Origin of the sequence: Changchengzhania lutea (assembly GCF_006974145.1) — a bacterium.
Lineage (GTDB): Bacteria > Bacteroidota > Bacteroidia > Flavobacteriales > Flavobacteriaceae > Changchengzhania > Changchengzhania lutea.
The window spans coordinates 1,340,210-1,352,070 of record NZ_CP039456.1 but is presented as its reverse complement, the minus strand read 5'-3'; the positions used below and the strand labels follow the sequence as shown (position 1 = coordinate 1,352,070).

At 35.2% G+C, this 11,861-nt stretch carries 8 protein-coding genes; all 8 read left to right on the top strand.

The annotated features are described in order from the left end of the window. Window positions 1-213 precede the first annotated feature (213 nt). The 8 genes from FAF07_RS06355 (at window position 214) to FAF07_RS06320 (ending at window position 11,848) form a co-directional block, all read left to right on the top strand. Window positions 214-1,377: a homogentisate 1,2-dioxygenase gene (locus FAF07_RS06355; RefSeq protein WP_142784314.1), complete on the top strand. Its 1,164-nt coding sequence runs from the start codon at window positions 214-216 to the stop codon at window positions 1,375-1,377. A gap of 112 nt (window positions 1,378-1,489) precedes the next feature. After that, entirely contained in the window at window positions 1,490-2,650 is a 1,161-nt protein-coding gene (gene hppD, locus FAF07_RS06350; protein WP_142784313.1) for a 4-hydroxyphenylpyruvate dioxygenase, read from the top strand. Between the two features lie 194 nt (window positions 2,651-2,844). Then, the gene (locus FAF07_RS06345; protein ID WP_142784312.1) at window positions 2,845-3,627 is read left to right on the top strand and encodes a DUF3108 domain-containing protein; all 783 of its coding nucleotides are present in this window, start codon (window positions 2,845-2,847) and stop codon (window positions 3,625-3,627) included. Window positions 3,628-3,633: 6 nt separating this feature from the next. Continuing rightward, window positions 3,634-4,551 (top strand): tryptophan 2,3-dioxygenase family protein, encoded by a 918-nt coding sequence (locus FAF07_RS06340; protein ID WP_142784311.1) that lies wholly within the window; start codon window positions 3,634-3,636, stop codon window positions 4,549-4,551. Next, window positions 4,509-5,825 carry a M23 family metallopeptidase gene (locus FAF07_RS06335; protein ID WP_394344967.1) on the top strand — a complete coding sequence of 439 codons (1,317 nt, stop codon included), beginning with the start codon at window positions 4,509-4,511 and terminating at the stop codon, window positions 5,823-5,825. Before FAF07_RS06340 ends, FAF07_RS06335 begins: the two co-directional genes overlap by 43 nt. 3 nt (window positions 5,826-5,828) lie before the next feature. After that, window positions 5,829-7,448: a glucose-6-phosphate isomerase gene (gene pgi / locus FAF07_RS06330; protein WP_142784310.1), complete on the top strand. Its 1,620-nt coding sequence runs from the start codon at window positions 5,829-5,831 to the stop codon at window positions 7,446-7,448. A 171-nt stretch (window positions 7,449-7,619) separates the two neighbouring features. Then, window positions 7,620-10,172, top strand: coding sequence for a TonB-dependent receptor (locus FAF07_RS06325; protein ID WP_142784309.1), 2,553 nt, complete (start codon window positions 7,620-7,622; stop codon window positions 10,170-10,172). Between the two features lie 11 nt (window positions 10,173-10,183). Continuing rightward, complete coding sequence (locus FAF07_RS06320; protein ID WP_142784308.1) at window positions 10,184-11,848, top strand: hypothetical protein; 1,665 nt, start codon at window positions 10,184-10,186, stop codon at window positions 11,846-11,848. Window positions 11,849-11,861: the final 13 nt, after the last annotated feature.

The window sequence follows — 11,861 nt, the reverse complement described above, 5'->3', positions numbered from 1 at the left end:
TATTGAAAGTCTAGTAAATCTTATTTATAATTGATAAGTTTTTCCGATATTTGCTATACTATGACACTTTTTTGGACAGATTTATTATCATATCTTCATTTTCTTATCAAGAGAAATCCAGAATAAGTAGGCTTTATTGTATCTTTATAAGACTTTAAAATATAAAGACTTACACGTTTTAATTTTAGTATTCAACATTTAAATTTAAGAACAATGCCTTTTTATCACAAACTAGGGAATATCCCACATAAGCGCCATATTCAATTTAGAAAGCCAGATGGCTCATTGTATGCTGAGCAGCTTTTTGGCACCATTGGTTTTGATGGGATGTCAACAAATAGTTATCACGAGCATAGGCCAACACAAGTAAAATCCATAAAAAAACAATATAGCGTTGCGCCTAAAATATCAAAAGCAAATAATATTAAATCGTATCGCTTTAGAGGGTTTCAAGTGAAGCCAGAGCTTGATTATTTAGAGAGCCGAAAAACGGTTTTAATAAATAGTGATTGTGCCATAATTTTAGCAGCACCAAAGCAATCCACACAAGATTATTTTTATAAGAATACTGATGCTGATGAAATGATTTTCATCCATAAAGGCACAGGAAAACTAAGAACCCACCTTGGAAACTTAGATTTTAAATATGGTGATTACCTATTAATTCCAAGAGGCATTATTTATAAAATTGATTTTGATACAGAGGATAACAGACTGTTTATAGTAGAGTCTCGCAGACCCATTTACACGCCAAAACGGTATCGAAATTGGTTTGGACAATTATTAGAACATGCCCCATTTTGTGAGCGCGATATCCGAAGGCCTGAGGAATTGGAAACGCATAATGAGACAGGGGATTTTCTAATTAAAGTAAAAAAGCAAGATGAAATCATAGAAATGGTTTATGCCTCCCATCCTTTTGATGTGGTTGGTTACGACGGGTATAACTACCCGTATGCATTTTCAATTCACGATTTTGAACCCATAACAGGTCGAATTCATCAACCGCCACCAGTGCATCAAACTTTTGAAACCGATGCTTTTGTAATATGTAGTTTTGTACCGCGTTTGTATGACTATCATCCGCAATCCATTCCAGCACCCTACAACCATAGCAATATAGATAGCGATGAGGTGTTGTATTATGTAGATGGTGATTTCATGAGTCGTAATGATGTCGATGCGGGACACATTTCTCTGCATCCAGCCGGCATTCCGCATGGTCCCCATCCAGGCGCTACAGAACGTAGTATTGGTAAAACAAAAACAGATGAGCTAGCGGTTATGGTAGACACTTTTAAGCCATTAATGGTTACAGAAGACGCTATGAAAATAGCAGATGAAGACTATTATAAATCGTGGTTAAGTCCATCCTAACCTTCTCAAAGGGAAGGAATAGCACCATCAATAAATTAAATTTTTAAAATAAAAAATTCAAATACCCGATTTGAGTTTCTCCCCTTCGGGGAGATTAAGAGGGGTTTTTATCATGAGCAAAGACATAAAATCAGTAAATTACGGATTAGAAAAAATATTCGAAGGCGCACAAGATTTTTTGCCACTTTTAGGAACCGATTATGTAGAATTCTATGTTGGGAATGCCAAACAATCAGCACACTTTTACAAAACAGCATTTGGATTTCAATCCTATGCTTATAAAGGATTGGAAACAGGGTCAAAAAATGCGGTAAGCTATGTTTTAAAACAAGATAAAATAAAATTAGTTTTAACGACCCCATTAAACAGTACATCACCCATAAACGACCATATTGTAAAACATGGTGATGGTGTGAAGGTCATTGCACTTTGGGTAGAAGATGCTAGAGGCGCTTATGAAGAAACCACAAAGCGAGGTGCCAAATCGTATATGGAGCCTGCTGTTGAAAAAGATGAACATGGCGAAGTCGTAAGGGCTGGTATTTATACCTATGGGGAAACCGTACATATGTTTGTAGAACGCAAAAATTATAGCGGTTCATTTTTGCCAGGTTTCAGGGCTTGGGAGTCAGACTATAACCCTGAACCCGTTGGTCTTAAATATATAGACCACATGGTGGGAAACGTAGGTTGGGGCCAAATGAACACATGGGTAAAATGGTATGAGGACGTTATGGGTTTTGAAAATTTTCTGTCATTTGATGACAAGCAAATACATACCGAATACTCTGCATTAATGAGCAAGGTGATGAGTAATGGTAACGGCCGGATAAAGTTCCCTATAAATGAGCCAGCAAAAGGAAAGAAACGTTCTCAAATTGAGGAATATCTTGATTTTTATGAAGGCGCAGGCGTACAGCACATAGCAGTTGCTACAGATGATATTATTGGCACGGTGAGTCAACTAAAAGCCAGAGGTGTTGAGTTTTTGCCCCCCCCCCCACAGGCTTATTATGACGATATTCCAAGACGATTGGGCGAGCATAAAGACATGATGAAAGAAGATATTAAGGAGCTTCAAAAGTTATCCATTATGGTAGATGCCGATGAGGAAGGGTATTTATTGCAAATTTTCACGAAACCTGTTGAGGACCGTCCGACCTTATTCTTTGAAATCATTCAACGTATGGGAGCAAGAGGTTTTGGAGCAGGAAATTTTAAAGCGCTATTTGAGTCTATTGAGCGAGAACAAGCGAATAGAGGCACACTATAAGAGCTATTGAATATGGTAAAAACTCCATCATGATAAAATGATGGAGTTTTTGTTTGTAACAATTTTATGTTATCGGCTTCATATAAAGGCAAGCAGTCTAAAGAATTTTTTTATTTTTGGAACAGTAATTGTAATTTGATAGCTACAACAATAAAATGTAAGTTACCAAGTTACATTACAATGACCTACAACATATGAAAAGAGCTATACTTTTATTCGTCACGATTCTTACTATTCAAACGTCTTTTTCGCAGCAAAATTCAGCGTTTGGAGATGGTGAATGGTTTAAGTTTAAAATGAGTTATAGCGGCTTTCTAAAAGCGGGAAATGCGACACTTACAGTTAAAGATTCCAAAATAGACAATAAAGAGGTGTATCACGTGATTGGTAAAGGCTGGACTACGGGGATGATAAAATGGTTTTTTAAGGTAAAGGACCGCTACGAAAGCTACTTCGACAAAACCACCTTGACGCCTTATAAGTTTATTCGAAACATTGATGAAGGTGGTCACACCAAAGACCTGGAGATTAATTTTGATCAAAAAAATCAAAAAGCCTATGTTCATGATAAGAAACATAAAAAGAAGACGGTTGTAGACACAGCACCAAATATTCAAGATATGGTCTCGACGTTTTATTATCTAAGAAATAATTTAGATGTAAAGACAATGAAAATTGGAGATGAGGTAAAAGTAGATATGTTTTTTGATGAAGAAAATTATGGCTTCAAACTAAAGTATTTGGGTGAAGAAACCATAGATACGGATTTTGGTAGAATAGAATCCTTAAAATTCAGACCATATGTTATGGCAGGGCGCGTATTTAAAGAGGAAGAAAGTTTAACGCTTTGGGTCTCAAAAGACAAAAATAAAGTACCTTTACGCATTAAGGCAGATTTAGCTGTGGGCTCATTACGTGCAGACCTTGAGGCTTTTAAAGGCCTAAAACATCCATTCAGAATTGTTGTAGCAAATTAAAAAACTTTGGAAAATAATATTAACGATCACCTCCAAGAAAAATATAATAAACTAGGCCAAGATTTAGACACACATTTAGAAGGCTTGTTGCATAGTAAACCCATTAATTATTGGGATTATATTCATACAGATACCTTATTAAATCTTCAGATCCCACGTACCGATTTACCAGATGAGATGGTGTTTATCATGTATCATCAAGTCAACGAGCTGCTTTTCAAAATGATTCTTCATGAAATTGAGCAAGTTGCAAAAGCTGAATCAGTTGATGCAACCATGTTTATAACAAAGGTCATGCGAATCAGTCGCTATTTCGATATGCTGACATCTTCTTTCACTATTATGAAAGATGGCATGGATATAGAACAGTACAATAAATTCCGAAAAACATTAACGCCAGCAAGCGGCTTTCAAAGTGCCCAATACCGGAAGATAGAATTTGCATCAACAGAGCTTATTAATCTTATTGACAATAGATTCAGGGAAACCATAGATAGAAATACGACCTATGAACATGCTTTTGAGCATTTGTATTGGCAAGCTGCAGGAAAGGATTATAGAACAGGAAAAAAGAGCTATACTTTAACGATTTTTGAAGAAAAGTATAAAGATGAATTTATTAGATTTACAGAATTTTACAATACACATAATTTGTGGACCAAGTTTAAAGCGCTACCAAAAGATGTCAAAGAGAATAAAGATTTAATAGACGCCATGCGCCATTACGATTATACAGTAAATATAAAGTGGGTTATGGCACATTATAACACAGCCAATCATTATTTGAATATTGGAGGAAAAACAGCCGAGGCAACTGGTGGAAGTGAATGGGTGAAATACATGCACCCAAAATATCAAAGAAGAATATTTTTTCCAGATTTATGGACAGAAAAGGAATTACAGGAATGGGGTACAGATGTTTAATTTTACTAATAAGTATATTGGCCTTTGCAAGCTGCAAAGAGGAAAATAATAAATTACCAGAACCAAAAGAAGACATGGCGGTCGTTGTGGAACCTGTCCATATTTATGAATTTGGTTTTAACCTCAATGATTTTATAGTAAAGCGCGATACTGTTAAAAAAGGAGATAGTTTTGGCGAAATTCTAGAACGCAACAAAATAGGTTACCCTAAAATTTACAACATTGCCAATATAGCCCGGGATAGTTTTGATATTCGAAAACTTCAAGTTGGTAAACCATACACCTTATTATGTTCTAAGGACTCATTAGAGCTACCCAAGTGTTTTATTTACCAGCCTAACCAAGAAGAATATGTGGTTATTAATTTTCAAGATTCCATCCATGCCTATACAAGTAAAAAGCCCATTAAATATGTTGAAAAAACAGCCACGGGTATTATTACAAGCAGCATTTCGGCAGAGTTAGAAGCACAAGGTCTAAGTCAGCGATTAGCCTATAAAATGGCAGATGAAATTTATGCATGGACCATTGATTTTAGACGCCTTCAAAAAGGCGATCGCTTTAAAGTGATTTACACCGATAAATATATAGATGACACTATTTATACAGGCGTCCATAATATTAAAGCGGCCTATTTTGAACACAATAAAGAACCCTTTTATGCTTTCGAATTTGAAACAGATAGTACGAAAGGCATTATAGATTATTTTAACGAAGAGGCGAAAAATTTACGACGTGCATTTTTAAAAGCACCTGTAAAATTCAAAAGAATTTCCTCTAGGTATAACTTAAAACGCCGCATTGCAGTTTATGGCTTTAAAGTGCGTCCGCACAAAGGCACCGATTTTGCTGCAGGTATAGGCACGCCAATTATGGCAACAGCTAACGGTACAGTAACAGAGTCAAGAAGAAAAGGAGGTAACGGCAATTATGTAAAGATTAGGCATAACGCCACCTATGAAACGCAATACCTTCATATGAAAAAACGCAAGGCCAAGGTTGGTCAGTTTGTGAAACAAGGCGATGTTATTGGTTGGGTTGGCATGACAGGAAATACTGGTGGTCCGCACGTGTGCTATCGCTTTTGGAAAAATGGCAAACAGGTAGATCCTTTTAAACAAAAATTGCCCGAAGCGAAGCCTATTTCAGATTCTTTAAAAGTTAAATTCTTAGATTTTATAGAGCCTATAAAAACGACTTTAGATTTAATTCCTTTCACCAATGAGATTACAGATGGTGGTCTAGAAGACAATTTAATAACTTTTAAAAATTAAACCATGGCATTACCTAAAATAAATCCAACAATGACAAATGCTTGGAAAAAATTACAAGCCCATTATAAAGATGTGAAAGATGATCACATGAAAGATTGGTTTGCTCAAGATGAAGCACGGGCAGATAAGTTTACTATAAAATGGGAGGACTTTTATGTCGATTTTTCAAAAAACAGAATGACTGAAGAGACTTTTAACTATTTGCTGCAATTGGCCGATGAGGTAAAACTTAAAGCGGCTATTAAAAGTCAATTTTCTGGTGAAGTGATTAACGAAACTGAAGGACGAGCAGTATTGCATACGGCCTTGCGTGCGCCAGAAGATGCAAATTTTAAAGTGGATGGTAAAAATGTGATGCCAGAGATTCATGAAGTTAAAGAAAAAATAAAAACGTTTACCAATCATGTGGTTAATGGTAACTTAAAAGGGTATACAGGCAAGCCGTTTACAGATATTGTGAATATAGGTATTGGCGGTTCAGATTTAGGACCCGCCATGGTGGTTGATGCGCTACAGTTTTATAAAAATCATTTAACAACGCATTTTGTAAGCAATGTAGATGGGGATCATGTAAATGAAGTCATTAAAAAACTAAACCCAGAAACAACCCTTTTTGTAATTGTTTCAAAAACCTTTACAACTCAAGAAACCCTTTCTAACGCAAATACTTTAAAAGACTGGTTTTTAAAATCGGCCACTAACGAAGCTGTTGCAAAACATTTTGTTGCAGTATCTACTAATTTAAGTAGCGTCCAATCTTTCGGTATCGATAAGAATAATATATTCCCTATGTGGGATTGGGTTGGAGGTCGATTTTCACTGTGGAGTGCCGTAGGCTTATCTGTAAGTTTAGCAGTAGGCTATGATCATTTTAACAGTTTGCTTTCTGGTGCAAACAAGATGGATGAACATTTTAAAAATGAAGATTTTAAAACGAATATTCCAGTGGTTTTGGCTCTGATTAGTGTTTGGTATAACAATTTTTTTGAGGCTGAAAGCGAAGCGGTCATTCCATATTCTCAATATCTAAATCAGTTTGCCACCTATTTGCAACAGGGTATTATGGAAAGTAATGGCAAAAGTGTAGACAGAAATGGCAACCTAATTGATTATCAAACAGGTACGCTTATTTGGGGAGAGCCAGGAACCAACGCCCAACATGCTTTTTTTCAATTGATCCATCAAGGCACTAAATTAATCCCGGCCGACTTTATAGGTTTTGTAAAATCCTTGCACGGAAATCAAGATCACCAAGATAAGTTAACCTCCAATTTTTTGGCACAAACCGAGGCGTTATTACACGGTAAAACAGGAGCGGAAGTTATTGCGGAAGGCACAAAAGAAGAAATCGTTCCTTTTAAAGTATTTGAAGGTAACAAACCTACAAACACCATTTTTATAAATAAATTATCACCAGAAAGCTTAGGGAAATTTATTGCTATGTATGAGCACAAAATTTTTGTTCAAGGTGTTATTTGGAATATTTTCAGCTATGACCAATTTGGAGTAGAACTTGGTAAGCAGTTAGCTAATAAAATTTTACAGGAATTTAACACGAGTAACTCGAATAATCACGACGCTTCTACAGCCAATTTATTGAATTATTATAAAGGGTTTAATTAATTTAAAAGTTTAAACCACTTCACTTTATAAAAAGCATCGAAATCTGAATTTCGATGCTTTTTTTATCATATAATGAACTGTTAAATTTCTTAACATTTGGGTAATATTAATTAATCATTTATATGTACTTTTGCTTCGACTAATTTCAAATAATTAATTTAATTACAAATTATGAAAAAAACGACTCAATTTTTATTGATGGCTGTGGTGCTATTATGTTCTACGGTAATGATGGCTCAAAGCACCATTAGTGGTACAGTCTTAGAGGCAGGAAGTAATGTTCCACTTCCAGGAGCAAACGTTATTGAAAAAGGCACGTCCAATGGTGTAACTACCGATTTTGACGGAAATTTTTCTTTTAAAACATTATCATCTTCTGGTGAGATAGTAATTTCCTATATTGGTTATAATTCTAAAACTATTTCTTTTTCTGGAGATACTACTTTAGATAACATCCAATTAGAGTCAAGTCAATTTGGACTTGAAGAAATACAAATCATTGCTTCTGTAGCAGTTGATAGAAAAACACCAGTAGCAGTATCTACCGTTAAAGCCGCAGATATTGAACTTAAATTAGGGACACAAGAGTTTCCAGAAATTTTAAAATCTACACCCGGTGTGTATGCGACTAAAGCTGGTGGAGGATATGGTGATGGTAGAATTAATCTTCGTGGATTTGATTCTGAAAATGTTGCTGTAATGATAAACGGTATTCCTGTAAACGACATGGAAAATGGTCGTGTTTTCTGGTCTAACTGGGCAGGATTAGGTGATGTGACTAGTACCATGCAGGTTCAAAGGGGCTTAGGAGCTTCAAAACTTGCTGTACCATCTATTGGAGGTACAATCAATATTATCACAAAAACTACCGATGTTGAAGAAGGAGGTAACATACTAGCAACCGTTGCTAACGATGGTTACCTAAAATATGGCTTAACATACTCAACAGGATTAATGGACAATGGTTTTGCTGCAACGGTTTCTGCTGCAAAAACTACAGGTGATGGATATGTTGATGGTACAGAGTTTACAGGTGTTTCATATTTTGTAAATATTTCTAAAGAAATAAACGAAAATCACAAACTAGCATTTTCTGCATTTGGTTCTAAACAACGTCATGGACAAAGACAAAACAGACAACTAATTGAGACTTATAGAAATAGTGAAAGAGGTAGAAAATTCAACGCCGATTGGGGGTATAAGAATGGTCAAGTAACTTATCAAGAAGACAACTTTTACAATAAACCTCAAATTTCTTTAAACCATTATTGGACTCTAAGCGAAAAAACATCTATTAACTCATCTGCTTATGTGTCTTTCGGATCAGGCGGTGGTGGTGGAACCAGAGGTGTTAATAAGTTTACTTTTAATGCTGATGGAAGTAGCGACTATAGAACAGGTCTTTTTGGACCGTTAGATTTTGATAAAATTTCTGATGAGAATGAAGCTTTAGGAGCAAATGGTTCTGAAACCATTTTAAGAGCGTCTCGTAATGACCATAACTGGTACGGATTGTTATCTACATTAAAAACAGATTTATCTGATGATTTAGTGTTATTAGCTGGTTTAGACTATAGATCTTATACAGGGATACACTTTCAAGAGGTAACCGATTTATTGGGCGGACAATATTTCTTAGATGATAATGATGAAAACAACCCAAATAATGCAGCTCAAGTCGGGGATATGATAAATTATAATAACGACGGAAAAGTTGGTTGGTTAGGATTCTTTGGTCAATTAGAATACGATGTTAATGAAAATTTTAACACATTTGTAGCTTTAGCGGTGTCTAATACGTCTTACCAAAGAATTGATTATTTTAATTACTTAGATTCAGATCCTTTGCAGGAAACAGATAAATATAATTTTTTAGGTTATAGTATTAAAGGGGGTGCAAATTATAGAATTGATGGAAATCATAATGTATTTGCTAACTTAGGCTACTTTGAAAAAGCAGCAGATTTTGATTCTGTATTTTTAAATTTTTCAAATGACAATATTAATGCGGATGCTGAAAATCAAAAAATAACAAGTTATGAGTTAGGTTATGGTTTTCGTGGTGAGAAATTAACTGCTAACGTAAACTTATACAGAACCACATGGAATGATAGAACAGAAACGGCTAGCTTCCAACAACCTGATGGGACAAGAGCAGCAGCTAATATTTTAGGCGTAAATGCTATTCACCAGGGTATAGAGTTAGACTTTGTGTATAGAGCTACGGATAAATTAAGCGTGACGGGTATGGCATCTTTAGGAGATTGGAGATGGGATAGCGATGTATTGGGTGTAGATATTTTTGATGAAGAGCAAAATTTGTTGGATACCGTAGATATATATATTAGTGATTTACATGTAGCTGATGCAGCACAAACAACGTTTGCATTAGGAGCTAATTATAAATTAGCACCTGAAACTAGATTTATTATAGACTACAACTATTATGCTGATATATATGCTGATTATGACCCTAGTGATCGTGGTACAGAAGGTGCGCCAGACGCATGGAAAATGCCTGATTATGGTTTATTTGATATAGCCCTTAGCCATGGATTTAAATTTGGGTCTTTTGATGCGACTTTAACAGGTAGAATGAATAATGTGTTTGATACTGAATATATTTCAGATGCACAAGATGGATCTGGTTCTACAGCAGACACGGCTTTAGTGTATTTCGGTTATGGAAGAACATTTAGTATCGGTGCAAAACTTAATTTCTAAAAAAAAAGAAAATGAAAAAAATAATTTATTGCTTAGTAATTTTAGGCATAACCTTAACAGGTTGTAATCCTAATGAAGATATTTATAACGATCTCGATTCAGTAGAAAAACCAGGATTTGATTTTATTCAAGCTGAAGAAACATACACTTTTACTTCAGAAGATTATGCGCTGTATGAAACAGAATTAAACGGGGAGGAATATTTTGAATCTCAAGATCAAGCAGATCAAATAATCCCAGACTTTTTAGCTGATAAATACCCTGTTTGGGGAGAAGGCTCATTAGTAACTGTTGGTTATAACTTATTCGATGAAACAGAGCTAGAGATTATGTCTACGACGGAAACCTTATCAAATTTAAGTGAAATTGATAGCTATTTAGGCTCTAACTATGAAACAGCAGACAATGGAACTTTTGTAGAATTAACTTATAATGCAGATATATTATCTTATGCATTATCGGGTGACGATTATGAAACTATTGGTAATGCTTTAAGTTCTTCATACCCTGAAGCAGCTGAAAGCGCAGCGAGATTCGGAAATTTTGATAGAAGACCATCAAATAGCGCCTATTGGTCAGATGATATGCTTTTAGAAGGTTTTAACGAATTATTAGGAAGTGAATATAGTATTGGTCAAGTTGTAGCTGTTACTTTTGCTATTTATGATGGTGGAACAAACTTTTCAGAATCATTTACTATTCAATACAATGGATACGGATTCTCTAAATTGGATGCTGATGCTAGTGGAACAACCGCAACAGAATATGCATTAACAGGGACTGATTATGAGACAATAGCTACTGATTTAAGTGCAACATATCCAGGTCCTGCGGAAAATTTAGGGCGCTTTGGTAGTTTTGACGTAAGATCTACAAGTGATAATTACTGGAGTGATGCTATGATTTTGGAAGCTTTAAATATTATTTTACCAACTGCGACAGAAGGTGATGTTTACGCTGTAACTTATGATATTTACAATGGTTCTAGCGGCATAGAAACTATGACTTTATTATTTTCATCAGGAGCCTATATTGCTAATGCAACTATTGTAGAAGTAACTGCTGTAGTAGCTAAGAACGATGGCGATTGGGAATTTCCTTATGTATTTACAGATAAAAATTTCGATACTTTCGGGTTTAGATTTCCAAACTTTGGAAGCAGCGATATTTATATTTTAGACATCTTTTTAGAAGAGTTATTCCCTTACGCTCAAGAAGGCGATGTGGCTATGGTTCAATACGATTATTTCTCAGGTGGAACTTCAACAAAATACGGTCATAGTATTTTTGACGGTGAAAACTGGAATTTAACTCCAGACGTTATTGAAACTAGATTCCAATATGGTTTTGAAGATGGTGAATGGTTGCCAGATAACACTATTAATTATACGTTAACAAGTTCAGATATTGCATTAATTTCAAACGCGTTCATAGATATTTATCCGGGTCCTGCGGACAATGTAGGATTCTTCGGAAGTTTTGATAGAAGATCTGGAAGTGATAATTACTGGGATGATGATATGTTATTGGAAGTAGCTAATGTGCTACTAGATGCAAAAAACCCTAGTGCTCAAGAAGGACAAAAATATGTTTTAAACTTCGTAGTATATACGGGTTCAACAGGTATTGAAAGTAAAAGCGTTATCAAAACAGATGGAGTTTGGGTAGCAAATTAGTATCTTAATTCAA